14 protein-coding genes are annotated in these 15,583 nt (G+C 56.9%); 11 read left to right on the top strand and 3 right to left on the bottom strand.

The genetic code is table 11. From position 1 onward, the window contains the following. Positions 1-3: 3 nt before the first annotated feature. The 7 genes from mreB to tldD all read left to right on the top strand — a co-directional run bounded on the left by mreB (position 4) and on the right by tldD (position 10,028). Positions 4-1,047, top strand: coding sequence for a rod shape-determining protein MreB (gene mreB, locus KHQ28_RS13385; protein WP_002918653.1), 1,044 nt, complete (start codon positions 4-6; stop codon positions 1,045-1,047). Positions 1,048-1,117: 70 nt separating this feature from the next. Then, a complete protein-coding gene (gene mreC, locus KHQ28_RS13380) occupies positions 1,118-2,110 on the top strand; it encodes a rod shape-determining protein MreC (RefSeq protein ID WP_032418327.1) in 993 nt (330 codons plus the stop codon). Further along, entirely contained in the window at positions 2,110-2,598 is a 489-nt protein-coding gene (gene mreD / locus KHQ28_RS13375; RefSeq protein ID WP_002918648.1) for a rod shape-determining protein MreD, read from the top strand. The genes mreC and mreD overlap by 1 nt, the downstream gene beginning before the upstream one ends. A 7-nt stretch (positions 2,599-2,605) precedes the next feature. Then, a complete protein-coding gene (locus KHQ28_RS13370; protein ID WP_002918646.1) occupies positions 2,606-3,187 on the top strand; it encodes a nucleoside triphosphate pyrophosphatase in 582 nt (193 codons plus the stop codon). Positions 3,188-3,189: 2 nt separating this feature from the next. Continuing rightward, entirely contained in the window at positions 3,190-4,659 is a 1,470-nt protein-coding gene (gene rng, locus KHQ28_RS13365; protein ID WP_002918644.1) for a ribonuclease G, read from the top strand. 37 nt (positions 4,660-4,696) lie between these two features. Then, a complete protein-coding gene (gene yhdP / locus KHQ28_RS13360; RefSeq protein WP_004181431.1) occupies positions 4,697-8,494 on the top strand; it encodes an AsmA2 domain-containing protein YhdP in 3,798 nt (1,265 codons plus the stop codon). An 88-nt stretch (positions 8,495-8,582) separates the two neighbouring features. Continuing rightward, a complete protein-coding gene (gene tldD / locus KHQ28_RS13355; RefSeq protein WP_004144958.1) occupies positions 8,583-10,028 on the top strand; it encodes a metalloprotease TldD in 1,446 nt (481 codons plus the stop codon). Between the two features lie 35 nt (positions 10,029-10,063). On the opposite strand, the gene aaeR is transcribed toward tldD, so the two are convergent. Further along, the gene (aaeR, locus tag KHQ28_RS13350; RefSeq protein WP_002918641.1) at positions 10,064-10,993 is read right to left on the bottom strand and encodes an HTH-type transcriptional activator AaeR; all 930 of its coding nucleotides are present in this window, start codon (positions 10,991-10,993) and stop codon (positions 10,064-10,066) included. 131 nt (positions 10,994-11,124) lie between these two features. Here aaeR and aaeX point away from each other — a divergent pair, with 131 nt between their 5' ends. The 4 genes from aaeX (at position 11,125) to KHQ28_RS13330 (ending at position 14,596) form a co-directional block, all read left to right on the top strand. After that, a complete protein-coding gene (aaeX, locus tag KHQ28_RS13345; protein WP_002918640.1) occupies positions 11,125-11,328 on the top strand; it encodes a p-hydroxybenzoic acid efflux pump operon protein AaeX in 204 nt (67 codons plus the stop codon). Positions 11,329-11,335: 7 nt separating this feature from the next. Next, positions 11,336-12,268 (top strand): p-hydroxybenzoic acid efflux pump subunit AaeA, encoded by a 933-nt coding sequence (gene aaeA, locus KHQ28_RS13340; RefSeq protein WP_002918639.1) that lies wholly within the window; start codon positions 11,336-11,338, stop codon positions 12,266-12,268. Between the two features lie 5 nt (positions 12,269-12,273). Next, the gene (gene aaeB / locus KHQ28_RS13335) at positions 12,274-14,241 is read left to right on the top strand and encodes a p-hydroxybenzoic acid efflux pump subunit AaeB (RefSeq protein WP_032418328.1); all 1,968 of its coding nucleotides are present in this window, start codon (positions 12,274-12,276) and stop codon (positions 14,239-14,241) included. A gap of 79 nt (positions 14,242-14,320) precedes the next feature. Beyond that, entirely contained in the window at positions 14,321-14,596 is a 276-nt protein-coding gene (locus KHQ28_RS13330; protein WP_002918629.1) for a barstar family protein, read from the top strand. 50 nt (positions 14,597-14,646) lie between these two features. On the opposite strand, the gene yhcN-B is transcribed toward KHQ28_RS13330, so the two are convergent. Then, a complete protein-coding gene (yhcN-B, locus tag KHQ28_RS13325) occupies positions 14,647-14,913 on the bottom strand; it encodes a DUF1471 family stress response protein YhcN-B (protein ID WP_025713018.1) in 267 nt (88 codons plus the stop codon). 98 nt (positions 14,914-15,011) lie between these two features. Further along, entirely contained in the window at positions 15,012-15,275 is a 264-nt protein-coding gene (gene yhcN / locus KHQ28_RS13320) for a peroxide/acid stress response protein YhcN (protein ID WP_002918626.1), read from the bottom strand. Positions 15,276-15,583 lie beyond the last annotated feature (308 nt).

The following is a 15,583-nucleotide window of genomic DNA, read 5'->3' as shown; positions in this document are numbered from 1 at the left end:
AGTATGTTAAAAAAATTTCGTGGCATGTTTTCCAATGACCTGTCCATTGACCTGGGTACCGCGAATACCCTTATTTACGTAAAAGGACAAGGCATCGTATTGAATGAGCCTTCCGTGGTGGCCATTCGTCAGGATCGTGCCGGATCGCCGAAAAGCGTCGCCGCCGTGGGTCATGAAGCGAAGCAGATGCTCGGCCGTACCCCGGGTAATATCGCGGCGATTCGCCCGATGAAGGACGGCGTTATCGCTGACTTCTTCGTGACGGAAAAGATGCTGCAGCACTTTATCAAACAAGTGCACAGCAACAGCTTTATGCGCCCGAGCCCGCGCGTGCTGGTGTGTGTACCGGTTGGCGCAACCCAGGTCGAACGTCGCGCTATTCGTGAATCCGCGCAGGGCGCAGGCGCCCGTGAAGTCTTCCTGATCGAAGAGCCGATGGCGGCAGCGATTGGCGCAGGCTTACCGGTTTCTGAAGCGACCGGCTCCATGGTGGTGGATATCGGTGGCGGTACCACTGAGGTGGCGGTTATCTCCCTGAACGGCGTGGTCTATTCCTCTTCTGTACGTATCGGCGGTGACCGCTTCGACGAAGCCGTTATCAATTACGTGCGTCGTAACTACGGCTCCCTGATCGGTGAAGCGACCGCCGAACGTATCAAGCATGAAATCGGTTCGGCTTACCCGGGCGATGAAGTGCGCGAAATTGAAGTGCGCGGTCGTAACCTGGCGGAAGGCGTGCCACGCGGCTTCACCCTGAACTCAAACGAAATTCTTGAAGCGCTGCAGGAGCCTCTGACCGGCATCGTGAGTGCGGTCATGGTTGCCCTTGAGCAGTGCCCGCCGGAACTGGCGTCTGATATCTCTGAACGCGGTATGGTTCTCACCGGCGGTGGTGCGCTGCTGCGCAACCTGGACCGTCTGTTAATGGAAGAAACCGGTATTCCAGTCGTGGTTGCTGAAGATCCGCTGACCTGCGTAGCGCGTGGCGGCGGCAAGGCGCTGGAGATGATCGACATGCACGGCGGCGACCTGTTTAGCGAAGAGTAGTCAGCCTGAAGGTCCGGGGCGGCATACGAGCTGCCCCTGGTCTTTACTGACACGAGAATACGCATAGCCTATGAAGCCAATTTTTAGCCGTGGCCCCTCGCTACAGATTCGCCTTATTCTGGCGGTGCTGGTGGCGCTTGGCGTGATTATCGCCGACAGCCGCCTGGGTACGTTCAGTCAAATCAGAACGTACATGGATACAGCCGTCAGCCCTTTCTACTTTGTCTCTAATGGTCCCCGGGAACTGCTCGACAGCGTATCGCAGACGCTAGCTACCCGCGACCAGCTCGAACTGGAAAACCGCGCGCTGCGCCAGGAGCTGTTGCTGAAAAACAGCGATCTGCTGATGCTGGGCCAGTACAAGCAGGAGAACGCGCGCCTGCGTGAACTGCTTGGCTCGCCGCTGCGCCAGGACGAGCAAAAAATGGTGACGCAGGTCATCTCAACGGTCAACGACCCTTACAGCGATCAGGTGGTTATTGACAAAGGCAGCGTGAACGGCGTCTATGAAGGCCAGCCGGTTATCAGCGATAAAGGCGTCGTGGGGCAGGTCGTGGCCGTGGCGAAAATGACCAGCCGGGTGCTGCTGATCTGCGATGCCACTCATGCGCTGCCGATCCAGGTTCTGCGTAACGACATTCGCGTCATTGCCGCCGGTAACGGCTGCACGGACGATCTCCAGCTTGAGCATCTGCCGGCAAATACCGATATTCGCGTCGGCGACGTGCTGGTGACCTCCGGTCTCGGCGGTCGTTTCCCTGAAGGGTATCCGGTCGGGGTAGTCTCCTCGGTGAAACTGGACACCCAGCGCGCCTATACCGTGATTCAGGCGCGTCCGACGGCCGGGCTGCAGCGCTTGCGCTATCTGTTGCTGCTGTGGGGCGCCGATCGTAATGGCGCTAACCCGATGTCCCCGGAAGAGGTTCATCGGGTGGCTAACGAACGTCTGATGCAGATGATGCCGCAGGTACTGCCTGCGCCGGATGCGATGGGGCCGCAGATGCCGGCGCCCGCCACCGGGTTGACGCCGCCTCAGCCGTCGCAGCCTGCAGGGGGGCAATAGTGGCAAGTTACCGTAGCCAGGGACGCTGGGTTATCTGGCTCTCGTTTCTTATCGCGCTATTGCTGCAAATTATGCCCTGGCCGGCGGACATCAGCGTTTTCCGGCCCAACTGGGTATTATTGATCCTGCTGTACTGGATCCTCGCGTTGCCGCACCGGGTAAACGTGGGGACGGGTTTCGTGATGGGGGCTATTCTTGATCTCATCAGCGGTTCAACGCTCGGCGTTCGCGCGCTGTCTTTAAGCATCGTCGCCTATCTGGTCGCGCTGAAGTATCAGCTGTTCCGTAACCTGGCGCTGTGGCAGCAGGCGCTGGTGGTAATGCTGTTATCCCTGGCCGTGGATATCATTGTTTTCTGGGCAGAGTTTTTAGTGATCAACGTCTCTTTCCGTCCGGAAGTATTCTGGAGTAGTGTAGTAAACGGCATCCTCTGGCCATGGCTCTTCCTGCTGATGCGTAAAGTGCGTCAGCAATTTGCAGTGCAATAAGGTTGATATGACAACTCTGTATCTCGCTTCTGGTTCCCCGCGTCGGCAGGAACTGCTGACTCAGCTTGGTCTCGCTTTCGAGCGTCTGGTTCCTGGTATTGAGGAGCAGCGCCAGCCGCAGGAGAGCGCCCAGCACTATGTCGTCCGCCTGGCGCGCGAAAAAGCGCAGGCCGGGGTGGCGATGGCCACCCGCGATTTGCCGGTGCTGGGAGCGGATACGATTGTCATTTTGAACGGCGAAGTGCTGGAAAAACCGCGCGACGCCGAACACGCTGCAGCGATGCTGCGTTTGCTTTCCGGCCACACCCATCAGGTCATGACCGCGGTGGCGCTGGCGGATAAGCAGCAAACGCTGGACTGTCTGGTGGTCACGGAAGTGACCTTCCGGCGGCTCAGCGAGCAGGATATCGCCGATTATGTGGCCAGCGGCGAGCCTTTAGATAAAGCAGGTGCATACGGTATTCAAGGGTTGGGTGGTTGCTTCGTCAGGAAGATTAATGGCAGCTATCACGCCGTAGTCGGCTTACCGCTGGTGGAAACGTATGAGTTGCTCAGTAACTTTAACTCACTGCGTAAAGGAAAGGGATAAAGATGACGGCTGAATTATTAGTTAACGTAACGCCATCCGAAACGCGCGTTGCGTATATTGATGGCGGTATTCTGCAGGAAATCCATATTGAGCGTGAAGCGCGACGCGGAATAGTAGGCAATATCTACAAAGGTCGTGTTAGCCGAGTGCTGCCGGGAATGCAGGCGGCTTTTGTAGATATTGGTCTGGATAAGGCGGCGTTCCTTCACGCCTCCGATATCATGCCGCATACCGAGTGCGTCGCCGGTGAGGAGCAAAAGCAGTTTACCGTGCGCGATATTTCGGAGCTGGTGCGCCAGGGCCAGGACCTGATGGTCCAGGTGGTTAAAGATCCGCTGGGTACCAAAGGCGCGCGTCTGACCACCGATATTACCCTGCCTTCCCGCTATCTGGTCTTTATGCCAGGCGCCTCCCACGTGGGGGTCTCTCAGCGGATTGAAAGCGAAGCCGAGCGCGAGCGCCTAAAAAAGGTCGTCGCAGAATATTGCGATGAGCAGGGCGGGTTTATCATTCGCACCGCTGCGGAAGGCGTTCACGAGCAGGAGATGGCCGCCGATGCCGCTTATCTTAAGCGCGTATGGACCAAGGTGATGGAGCGCAAAAAGCGCAACCAGACCCGCTATCAGCTGTATGGCGAGCTGGCTCTGGCCCAGCGCGTGCTGCGTGATTTTGCCGATGCGCAACTGGATCGCATTCGCGTCGACTCGCGCCTGACCTATGAGGCGTTGCTCGAATTCACCGCCGAATATATCCCGGAAATGACCAGCAAGCTGGAACACTACAGCGGCCGTCAGCCGATATTCGATCTCTTTGACGTTGAGAACGAAATTCAGCGCGCGCTGGAGCGTAAAGTCGAGCTCAAATCGGGGGGCTATCTGATCATCGACCAGACCGAGGCGATGACCACCATCGATATCAACACCGGGGCCTTTGTCGGGCACCGCAATCTTGACGATACGATCTTCAATACCAACATCGAAGCCACCCAGGCGATAGCCCGCCAGCTACGTTTGCGTAATCTCGGCGGCATTATCATCATTGATTTCATAGACATGAACAATGAAGATCACCGTCGACGGGTGTTGCACTCTTTAGAGCAGGCGCTGAGTAAAGATCGGGTGAAGACCAGCATTAACGGCTTCTCCCAGCTGGGCCTGGTGGAGATGACCCGTAAACGCACCCGTGAAAGCGTGGAGCATGTGCTTTGCAACGAGTGCCCAACCTGCCACGGACGTGGAACGGTAAAGTCGGTGGAAACGGTGTGCTATGAGATTATGCGTGAGATCGTCCGCGTACATCATGCTTATGATTCCGATCGCTTCCTGGTCTATGCTTCCCCTGCGGTAGCGGAAACCCTGAAAGGGGAAGAGTCGCATGCGCTGGCGGAAGTGGAAATCTTTGTCGGCAAACAGGTGAAGGTACAAATTGAGCCGCTCTATAATCAAGAGCAGTTCGATGTTGTTATGATGTAAGACACCGCGTCATTGTGCGGCTGACAAGGAGAGAGGCGTGAGGCGACTGCCCGGGATTTTATTGCTCACCGTGGCAACATTGATTGTTATCGTCGCGCTGCTGGTGAGTGGCTTGCGTCTCGTGTTGCCACAGCTCGACGCCTGGCGTCCGCAGCTGCTGGAGAAGATCTCCACCCTCACCGGTACGCCGGTGGACGCCTCGCAGATCACCGCCAGCTGGCAGACTTTTGGTCCGACGTTAGACGCCCGCGATATCCATGTCGGGCTGAAAGATGGCGGCACAATGGCGGTCAAGCGCGTAACCCTGGCGCTGGATGTCTGGCAGAGCCTGCTGCATATGCGCTGGCAGTTCCGCGACCTCACCTTCTGGCAGCTGCAGGTCCATACCAATACCCCTATTCAGACCAATGACGGTGGCGAAAGCCTGAAAACCGACCGCATCAGCGATCTCTTTTTACGTCAGTTCGATCACTTTACTCTGCGCGACAGCCATCTGAGCTTCCTGACCCTTTCCGGTCAGCGGGCGGAGCTGGCGGTTCCGCAGCTGACATGGCTTAACGGCAGGAACCGTCATCGCGCCGAGGGGCAGCTCAGCCTCTCCAGCCTCACCGGCCAGCATGGCGTCATGCAGGTGCGGATGGATCTTCGCGATGAGGATGGCCTGCTGAATAAAGGCCGGGTCTGGCTGCAGGCGGATGATATCGACGTCAAACCGTGGCTGGGACGCTGGATGCAGGACAATATCGCCCTGAAAAGCGCCCGCTTCAGCCTCGAAGGCTGGATGACCATTGAAAAAGGCGATGTGGCCAGCGGCGACGTATGGCTGAAAAAAGGGGGCGCCAGCTGGCAGGGCGATAACGAAGTCCATCATTTGTCGGTGGATAACCTGACGGCGCATCTCTCCCATGATAAGCAAAGCTGGGCCTTTTATATTCCCGATACGCGGATCGCTATCGATGATAAACCCTGGCCAAGCGGAGCCCTGGCGATGGCGTGGATCCCGGCGCAGGACGTTGGTGGCGACGATCGTCAGCGTAGCGATGAGTTACGTATTCGCGCCAGCAATTTGGCCCTCAGCGGCCTGAGCGGGTTACAGCCGTTTGCTGATAAGCTGGCGCCTTCTCTGGGCGAACTCTGGCGTACCACGCAGCCTGGCGGCAAAATCAATTTGCTGGCTCTCGATATCCCCCTGCAGGCGACGGAGAAAACGCGTTTTCAGGCGCAGTGGAGCGATCTGGCGTGGAAGCAGTGGAAACTCCTGCCGGGGGCAGAGCACTTCTCCGGCAGTCTGAATGGCAGCGTTGAGCACGGGGAATTACGCGCTCATATGGCGAAGGCGCTGATGCCGTATGCCGGCGTCTTCCGCGCGCCGCTGGAGATAGCCGCTGGCGAAGCCACGCTCAGTTGGGTGAAAAACGACAAAGGGTTTATGCTTGATGGCCGCGATATAGACGTGCAGGCGACAGGCGTACGCGCCCGCGGCGGCTTCCGCTATCTGCAACCGCAGGGGGACGATCCCTGGCTGGGTATTCTGGCGGGCATCAGCACCAATGACGGTGGCCAGGCATGGCGTTATTTCCCGGAAAATCTGATGGGCAAAGCGCTGGTGGACTATCTCAGCGGCGCGATTAAAGCAGGGCAAGCCAGCGATGCGACGCTGGTGTATGGCGGCAATCCGCATCTATTCCCTTATCCGCATAATGAAGGCCAGTTCCAGGTTTATGTTCCGCTGAAGAACGCCACTTTTGCCTTCCAACCGGACTGGCCGGCGTTAACCGGGCTGAACATCGACCTCAATTTTATCAACAACGGCCTGTGGATGCGGGCGGATAAAGCGATGCTTGGCAACGTGACCGCCAGCAATCTCGATGCCGCGATCCCGGACTATGCGCAGGAAAAACTGCTGATTGATGCCGATATCAAAGGCCCGGGCAAAGAGGTTGGACCTTACTTTAATACTACGCCGCTGAAAGAGTCGCTCGGGGCGGCGCTGGATTCCCTGCAGCTGGATGGGGATGTGAGCGCTCGCTTACATCTTAATATCCCCCTCGACGGCGAGATGACCACCGCGAAAGGCGATGTGCGCCTGCAGAATAATAGCCTGTTTATCAAACCGTTAGATACTACGCTGCAGAACCTGAGCGGTAATTTCAGCTTTGTGAATGGCGATCTCAATAGTCAAACGTTGAGCGCGACCTGGTTTAATCAGCCGCTGAACCTCAATTTTTCCACCCGCGAAGGTGAAAAAGCGTTTCTGGTGGATGTCGGGATGAATGCCAACTGGCAGCCGTCGCGCACCGGGCTGCTGCCGAAAGCCGTGAGTGAGGCGTTGAGCGGTAGCGTCCCGTGGGATGGCAAGGTCGCCATCGAACTGCCGTACCATGGCAATGCCAGCTATAAGGTCGATATCAACGGCGATCTGAAGAATGTGAGCAGTCGCTTACCTTCGCCAGTCAGTAAGCCCGCCGGCGAACCCCTTCCGGTCAAAATTAACGTCGCCGGCGGCCTGAGCAGCTTCGACCTGACCGGCTCCATCGGGGCGAAGAATCATATTAACAGCCGCTGGTTGCTCAATCATAAGCTGACGCTGGATAGAGCGATCCTTACCACTGACAGCAAAGGGCACTCTCCGCTGCCCGATCAGCCCGGTATCGAGCTCAACCTGCCGCCGATGGATGGCGCGCAGTGGCTGGCGCTCTTCGAGAACGGCGCGGCAAATGAAGTGAGCAGCAGCGTGCTCTTTCCACCGCGCATTGTGCTGCGTACGCCGTCGCTGGCCCTCGCGGGGCAACAGTGGAACAACGTCAGTCTGATGTCCCAGCCGGTCGCCGGCGGCTCGCAGGTTGAGGCGCAGGGGCGTGAGATCAATGCCACATTGACGATGCGCGACAATGCTCCGTGGCTGGCAAATGTGCGTTATCTCTATTTCAATCCGGCCAGCGCCAGCGGCCAGAACGCAACAGAGAATGTGGCCCCCCAGACGGCGACGCGGCTGGATTTCCATGGCTGGCCCGATCTGCAGCTACGCTGCGCGGAATGCTGGCTGTGGGGACAAAAATATGGCCGCATCGATGGGGATGTGGCGATCAAAGGGGATACCTTAACGCTCTCCAACGGCCTGGTGGATACCGGGTTTGGCCGGCTGACGACCAACGGCGTGTGGGTGAACGCCCCTTCAGGGGTTCGAACCTCGCTGAAAGGCAGACTGCACGGCAATAAGACGGATGCATTTGCGGATTTCTTTGGCGTCTCCACGCCGGTGAAGGATTCGCCGTTTGATATCGACTACGATCTGCACTGGCGCGCGCCGCCCTGGTCACCCGATGTCGCGTCGCTCAATGGCATCATTAAAAGCCACCTGGGCAAGGGGCAGTTTACCGACCTGAGTACCGGGCACGCTGGCCAGCTGCTGCGTCTGCTGAGTGTGGATGCCCTGCTGCGTAAACTGCGTTTCGATTTCAGCGATACCTTCAGCGAAGGCTTTTACTTCGATTCGATTAACAGTACGGCATGGATTAAGGATGGCGTACTGCATACCGATGATACGCTGGTGGATGGCCTTGAAGCGGATATTGCTATGAAAGGGTCGGTCGATCTGGTGCGTCGCCAGCTGGATCTGCAGGCGGTGGTGGCGCCGGAGATCTCCGCGACCGTCGGCGTGGCGGCGGCCTTTGCCGTCAACCCCATCGTCGGCGCGGCGGTATTTGCCGCCAGCAAAGTGCTGGGTCCGCTGTGGAATAAAGTTTCGATTCTGCGCTACCGCATCACCGGCCCGATTGACCAGCCGCAGATCAATGAAGTGCTGCGCCAGGCGCGCAGCAATAAAAAGCAATGATTTGACGATTGCCGGGAATTGCCGCAATCTCAATAGATAGCCTTCTGTATTTCCGCCTGTCAGGCGGCAACAAACGAGTAGCATAACGATGAGTCTGAACCTGGTAAGTGAACAATTACTGTCGGCAAATGGCCTGAATCATCAGGACCTGTTTGCCATTCTTGGTCAACTGACCGAGCGCCGCCTCGATTACGGCGATCTCTATTTTCAGTCGAGCTATCACGAATCCTGGGTTCTGGAAGACAGCATCATTAAAGATGGGTCGTACAATATCGACCAGGGCGTAGGCGTGCGCGCCGTCAGCGGCGAAAAAACGGGCTTTGCCTACGCCGATCAGATCAGCAAACTGGCGCTAGAGCAGAGCGCCCAGGCGGCGCGGACCATTGTGCGCGACACCGGCAATGGCAAAGTGCAGACCCTCGGCGCCGTAGAGCATCGTGCCCTGTACACCAGCATCGACCCGCTGCAGAGTATGACCCGGGAAGAGAAGCTGGATATTCTGCGCCGGGTAGACAAAGTCGCCCGGGCGGCGGACCAGCGGGTGCAGGAGGTTTCAGCCAGCCTGAGCGGGGTGTATGAGCTGATCCTGGTCGCCGCCACCGATGGCACTCTGGCCGCCGACGTTCGTCCGCTGGTTCGTCTTTCCGTCAGCGTGCTGGTGGAAGAGGATGGCAAGCGTGAGCGCGGCAGCAGCGGCGGTGGCGGGCGTTTTGGTTATGACTATTTCCTCGCCTCCCAGGAGGGCGACGTGCGGGCCGATGCCTGGGCGAAAGAAGCGGTGCGCATGGCGCTGGTCAACCTCTCGGCGGTCGCCGCCCCTGCGGGGATGCTGCCAGTGGTGCTCGGCGCCGGCTGGCCTGGCGTCCTGCTGCATGAAGCGGTCGGCCATGGGCTGGAAGGCGATTTCAACCGGCGTGGCACCTCGGTCTTTAGCGGCCATATGGGGGAATTAGTCGCCTCTGAGCTGTGCACCGTAGTGGATGACGGCACCATCGCCGATCGCCGTGGCTCGGTGGCCATTGATGACGAAGGGACGCCGGGGCAATACAACGTGCTGATCGAAAACGGCATTCTGAAAGGCTATATGCAGGATAAACTCAACGCGCGCCTGATGGGCGTCGCACCGACCGGCAATGGCCGACGTGAGTCGTATGCCCATCTGCCGATGCCGCGTATGACCAACACCTATATGCTGGCGGGCCAGTCGACGCCACAGGAGATTATCGAATCGGTCGACTACGGTATCTTTGCGCCTAACTTCGGCGGCGGGCAGGTGGATATCACCTCCGGTAAATTTGTCTTCTCCACTTCCGAGGCCTATCTGATCGAAAAAGGGAAGGTCACGAAGGCGGTGAAAGGGGCCACGCTGATTGGCTCCGGCATTGAGACCATGCAACAGATTTCGATGGTGGGCAACGACCTGCGCCTGGATAACGGCGTCGGCGTCTGTGGCAAAGAGGGCCAGAGCGTGCCGGTGGGCGTCGGCCAGCCGACCCTGAAGGTCGATAACCTTACCGTCGGCGGCACCGCCTGATCCTGACCTGGTTCCCGGCGCTGCCGGGAACCGCTTCACCGGGCGATCCCGCGCCCGTGCATGCCCTGATAGATCTTCGCCACGTCGACAAAATACTCCGTCAGATAGTTGATACAGACCTGCACTTTCAGCGGCAGTTTATCCTTTTCCGTATACAGGGCGTAGACCGGTCGCGGATCGGACTGATAGCTGGGCAGCAGGATCTCAAGTTCACCGCGGTTGATCTCTTCGATCGCCCACATTAACGGTACATAGGCGATACCCACCCCGGCGGTCAGCCAGCGCACCAGCGTCATAGGGTCGTTGGTCACGAAGCGCCCCTGCGGGGTCAGGCGGGTCGAGATCCCTTCCGGCGCGATAATGACAAACTCATTGTCCGGCCGCACGCTATATTCCAGCCAGGCATGTCCGGCAAGGTCGGCCGGTTTCTCTGGATTGCCAGCCTGCGCCAGATAGCTTTTAGCGGCGCATAATACCATCGGCATTGAGCCCAGGCGGCGGGAGAAAAGGCTGGAATCCTGCAGGGCGCCCACGCGGATCACCACGTCAAGGCCGTCGGCAATCAGGTCTGGCGCAGGTATGCCGGTGACCAGATTAACAGAGAGCCCGGGGTATTCTTTGAGCATTTTCGCCGTTATGCGCGCCAGAACATTCTGTGCCATAGTTGAAGAGCAGCCGATGCGCAGCGTCCCGATGGGGGTATTGTTAAATGCGTATAATTGCTCATGGACATCCTGCGCTTCAAACAGCATCCTACGGCAGCCCTGGTAATAGATTTTACCTGCTTCAGTTAAGCCAAGGCTGCGGGTGCTGCGGTTGAGCAGCTTTACCTGCAGTTCATCTTCCAGTTTGGCGACGGTCTGACTGATCGAGGAAACGCTCATCTGAAGCTGGCGGGCCGCTGCGGTGAATGAACCTAATTCGACCACTTTGGCGAAAACGGACATGCGTTTTAATCGTTCCATTATTCACTCTGGCTTAAAAGTGATTTAGATCACACATTGTAGATAATGCGGCAATCGTTACGTTAATATATTGTTAGCTACATAATAAACGCATCTGCTCACTACCTGTACGCTTCTTATTCAAGGTCATCATGAGTCTGTTTCCTGTCATCGTGATTTTCGGCTTATCGTTTCCGCCGATCTTCTTCGAGTTGCTTTTGTCGCTGGCTATCTTTTGGCTGGTGCACCGACTGCTGGTTCCGACCGGCATTTACGATTTTGTCTGGCACCCAGCACTGTTTAATACGGCGCTCTATTGCTGCCTTTTTTATTTGATATCGCGCTTGTTCGTTTGAGGTTGATGTGAAAACACTAACAAGAAATATCCTCCGTACTGCTATTACCGTGATACTGGTCATTCTGGCCTTCGTGGCGATTTTCCGCGCCTGGGTTTATTACACCGCCTCGCCGTGGACGCGTGATGCGCGCTTTAGCGCCGATATTGTGGCGATTGCCCCCGACGTCTCCGGGCTGATTTCTCAGGTAAACGTCAAGGATAACCAACTGGTTAAGAAAGACCAGGTATTGTTCGTTATTGACCAACCTCGTTACCAAAAAGCGCTGGCGCAGGCGGAAGCTGATGTCGCCTATTATCAGACGTTAGCTCAGGAAAAACGCGTCGAAGCCGGTCGGCGTAATAAGCTTGGCGTACAGGCGATGTCGCGGGAAGAGATTGATCAGGCGAACAACGTACTGCAAACCGTTGAACATCAGCTGGCGAAAGCGGTGGCTAGTCGCGACCTGGCCAGGCTAGATCTGGAGCGGACGGTCATTCGCGCCCCTGCGGATGGCTGGGTGACTAACCTTAACGTCTACACTGGGGAATTTATCACCCGTGGCTCCACGGCGGTGGCGCTGGTGAAAGAGAATACGTTTTACGTCATGGCCTATCTGGAAGAGACCAAACTGGAGGGCGTCCGTCCAGGCTATCGTGCGGAGATTACCCCGCTGGGCAGCAGCAAAACCATTAAAGGGACGGTGGACAGTATCGCTGCGGGGGTGACCAACGCCAGCAGCAGCAGCGACTCGAAAGGGATGGCCTCGGTCGACTCCAACCTTGAGTGGGTGCGTCTGGCGCAGCGTGTGCCGGTGCGTATTCGCCTCGATCACCAGCAGGGGAATCTGTGGCCATCGGGCACCACGGCGACGGTAGTGATCACCGGTCAAGAAGATCGTGATACCAGCCAGGCCAACTTCTTCCAGAAACTGGCTATGCGCCTGCGCGAATTTGGTTAATCGCTATGGGGACATATACCATTGCTCCCCGGCATCTCCGCTTTGCCATTAAGCTTGCATGCGCGGTGGTGCTGGCGCTGTTTGTCGGTTTCCATTTTCAGCTCGAAACGCCGCGCTGGGCGGTACTGACGGCAGCGATCGTCGCCGCCGGGCCGGCCTTTGCTGCTGGCGGCGAACCGTACTCCGGCGCGATCCGCTATCGCGGTATGTTGCGTATTGCCGGGACCTTTATTGGCTGTATTGCGGCGCTGGTTATCATCATCCTGATGATCCGCGCGCCTCTGCTGATGATGCTGGTCTGCTGTCTGTGGGCCGGTTTTTGTACCTGGGTTTCGTCGCTGGTCAAGGTCGAAAACTCCTATGCCTGGGGGCTGGCCGGGTACACCGCGCTGATTATCATTATTACCATCCATACCAATCCGATGCTGGCGCCGCAGTTTGCTGTCGAACGCTGCAGCGAAATTGTCATCGGTATTGTCAGCGCCATCGTCGCCGATCTCCTGTTTTCGCCGCGTTCGATTAAAAAAGAGATCGACCTCGAGCTCGATAATCTGCTAATTGCCCAGTATAAGCTGATGCAGTTATGCGTCGCGCACGGTGAAAAAGAGGAAGTGGATCAAGCCTGGGGAGCGCTGGTACGCCGCACTACGGCGCTGGAAGGTATGCGTAGTAACCTGATTATGGAATCCTCACGCTGGGCAAAGGCGAATCAGCGCCTGAAGGCGATCAACACCCTTTCGCTAACCCTTATCACCCAGGCTTGCGAAACCTATCTGATTCAGAACTCACGCCCGGAAATGGTCACGGACGACTATCGCGAGCTGTTCGCCGAGCCGGTTGAGACGGTGCAGGATGTTCACCAGCAGCTGAAGCGCATGCGCCGCTTCCTGACCTGGAAAGGCGAGCATAATACCCCGGTCACGATTTATAGCTGGGTGGGCGCCGCCACGCGTTACCTGCTGCTTAAGCGCGGCGTGGTGGGGAATACTAAAATCAGCCGTATCGAGGATGGCGTGTTGCGCGGCGAAACGGTGGTTAAAGTGGAGTCCGCCGAACGTCATCACGCGATGGTGAACTTCTGGCGCACCTCCGTCTCCTGTATTCTCGGAACGCTATTCTGGCTGTGGACGGGCTGGACCTCAGGCAGCGGCGCGATGGTAATGATCGCCGTGGTTACCGCGCTGGCGATGCGCCTGCCAAACCCGCGTATGGTGGCGATAGACTTCCTCTATGGCACCCTGGCGGCGTTACCGTTGGGCACCTTGTACTTCCTGGTGATCATGCCGGCGACGCAGCAGAGCATGCTGTTGCTCTGCATCAGCCTGGCGGCGATGGCGTTCTTTATCGGGATCGAAGTGCAGAAAAGGCGTCTCGGATCGCTGGGGGCGCTGGCGAGCACCATCAACATTCTTGTGCTGGATAACCCGATGCAGTTCCAGTTCAGCCAGTTCCTCGATAGCGCGCTGGGGCAGATCGTCGGCTGTTTCCTCGCTCTGATGGTTATTCTTATTGTCAGGGATAACTCCCGGGTCAGAACCGGTCGGGTGCTGCTGAACCAGTTTGTCTCCGCGGCGGTCTCTTCGCTGACCACCAACTCGGCGCGTCGCAAAGAGAATCATCTGCCCGCGCTCTATCAGCAGCTGTTTTTATTACTCAATAAATTCCCAGGTGACGTCGCCCGTTTCCGTCTGGCGTTGACGTTAATCATCGCCCATCAGCGCTTGCGCGATGCGCCCGTGCCGGTGAATGACGATCTCTCCGCCTTCCATCGTCAGCTGCGACGTACCGCGGACCATGTGATCTCCGCCGGCAGCGATGATAAGCGTCGGCGCTATTTTACCCAGCTGCTGGCGGAGCTTGATGTCTATCAGGAGAAGCTGCGGGTCTGGGAGGCCTCGCCGCAGGTTACCGAGCCGGTACGGCGACTGGTTGAGATGCTGCATAAGTACCAGCATGTGCTGACCAGCAGCTAACCCATAAACCGACGCCCAGGCGTCGGTTTTTTTATCGCTATACTTAACGGCGACAGAAAGAGAAGCGGGAGGGGCTGTCATGACCACCTATACGTTTGATTTTGACGAAATCGCCGAACAACAGGATTTCTACCGGGAGTTTTCCCGAACCTTCGAGCTGGCTCAGGATAAGGTCAACAACCTGGATTCGCTATGGGACGCAGTGACCGGTGGCCTGCTACCGCTGCCGCTGGATATTGAGTTCATCCATTTAAATGACAAGCAGCGCCGGCGCTTTGGCGCATTGATTTTATTGTTTGATGAAGCAGAGGAAGAGCTGGAGGGGGAGTTGCGTTTTAATGCCCGACAAGCATAAAAAAGCCCCCGGCAGGCGGGGGCAAGTCGTCGAAATAAGACGACGAGGGTTTATTTGTACAGCTCAGCGGTGGCGTGCCAGCTATCGCCGGTACGTGCTTCAATAATACGGTAGCTGCTGGCGCCTTCTTTCTCGGCTTTAGCCGCCAGCTCCTGACGCATGTCCATTGGCGCACTACCTACCTGGGATACGGAGATGGTGCCCATGGATTGCAGATTTTGGGCTTGCTCTGCGTTCACTTGCTGGACAGCCGCGCTGGCACCGAAAGAGATAAGGGAAGCCAGGCCAAGGGATGCGATGATCATTGCGCGTTTCATAATCTTTACTCCAGTCTTTGTTTTGCCGCGGCGGGGCGATGTATGTCGCCGGGCCGCGGTAGAGAATTTTTGTCAGGTTAATCGTTGACGTCTAAAACTTATTTATACAGCTCAGCAGTGGCATGCCAGTGGTCGCCAGTGCGGGCTTCAATAATGCGGTAAGAAGAAGCCCCTTCTTCCTGCGCTTTTTTGTTCAGCATTTCATGCATATCCATCGGGGAAGATGCTACCGCGCCGACGGAAACCGTGCCGATGGCCTCGCGGCCCTGGGCCTGCTCGCTGTTGATAATATCAGCGGCGAAAGCGCCAAACGACACGACGGACAGGATGCTGATAGCAGCTACAGTGGTTTTGATTTTCATGATGTTCACCTCGTCGAATCTTTTTGTTGGGGTCTTTGTTTCGTGACCCTCATCACAAAACCAAGTATACACTAATCACCAAAAATATTAATACCATGCTAATTGTTTTGTGCGTTAATAGTTACAATAGATTGCGCTTTTTATAACGGATAAGAATTAAAAATGACACGTTAGCGACAGCGATAAGATTTATTTCTAATAAATTCATAAAGGTATACGAATTTGATCTTTTGTGCGTTTTACGATTTTCGCGTTAGTAAAAGAACGTATAGACGGCGTAAATGACACTAAGTGTTAAATAGTTGTTG

The sequence above is a fragment of the Klebsiella sp. 28 genome (assembly GCF_018223905.1).
Taxonomy (GTDB): Bacteria; Pseudomonadota; Gammaproteobacteria; order Enterobacterales; family Enterobacteriaceae; genus Klebsiella; species Klebsiella pneumoniae.
Note: the sequence above shows the minus strand (reverse complement) of the source record. Positions and strands in the feature narration are given on the sequence as shown.

What these genes read in the sequence shown, in the direction of transcription:
- mreB (WP_002918653.1), top strand. Translation starts at nt 4, where the DNA reads ATGTTAAAAAAATTTCGTGGCATGTTTTCCAATGACCTGTCCATTGAC.
- mreC (WP_032418327.1), top strand. Translation starts at nt 1,118, where the DNA reads ATGAAGCCAATTTTTAGCCGTGGCCCCTCGCTACAGATTCGCCTTATT.
- KHQ28_RS13370 (WP_002918646.1), top strand. Translation starts at nt 2,606, where the DNA reads ATGACAACTCTGTATCTCGCTTCTGGTTCCCCGCGTCGGCAGGAACTG.
- rng (WP_002918644.1), top strand. Translation starts at nt 3,190, where the DNA reads ATGACGGCTGAATTATTAGTTAACGTAACGCCATCCGAAACGCGCGTT.
- tldD (WP_004144958.1), top strand. Translation starts at nt 8,583, where the DNA reads ATGAGTCTGAACCTGGTAAGTGAACAATTACTGTCGGCAAATGGCCTG.
- aaeR (WP_002918641.1), bottom strand. Translation starts at nt 10,993, where the DNA reads ATGGAACGATTAAAACGCATGTCCGTTTTCGCCAAAGTGGTCGAATTA.
- aaeX (WP_002918640.1), top strand. Translation starts at nt 11,125, where the DNA reads ATGAGTCTGTTTCCTGTCATCGTGATTTTCGGCTTATCGTTTCCGCCG.
- aaeB (WP_032418328.1), top strand. Translation starts at nt 12,274, where the DNA reads ATGGGGACATATACCATTGCTCCCCGGCATCTCCGCTTTGCCATTAAG.
- KHQ28_RS13330 (WP_002918629.1), top strand. Translation starts at nt 14,321, where the DNA reads ATGACCACCTATACGTTTGATTTTGACGAAATCGCCGAACAACAGGAT.
- yhcN-B (WP_025713018.1), bottom strand. Translation starts at nt 14,913, where the DNA reads ATGAAACGCGCAATGATCATCGCATCCCTTGGCCTGGCTTCCCTTATC.
- yhcN (WP_002918626.1), bottom strand. Translation starts at nt 15,275, where the DNA reads ATGAAAATCAAAACCACTGTAGCTGCTATCAGCATCCTGTCCGTCGTG.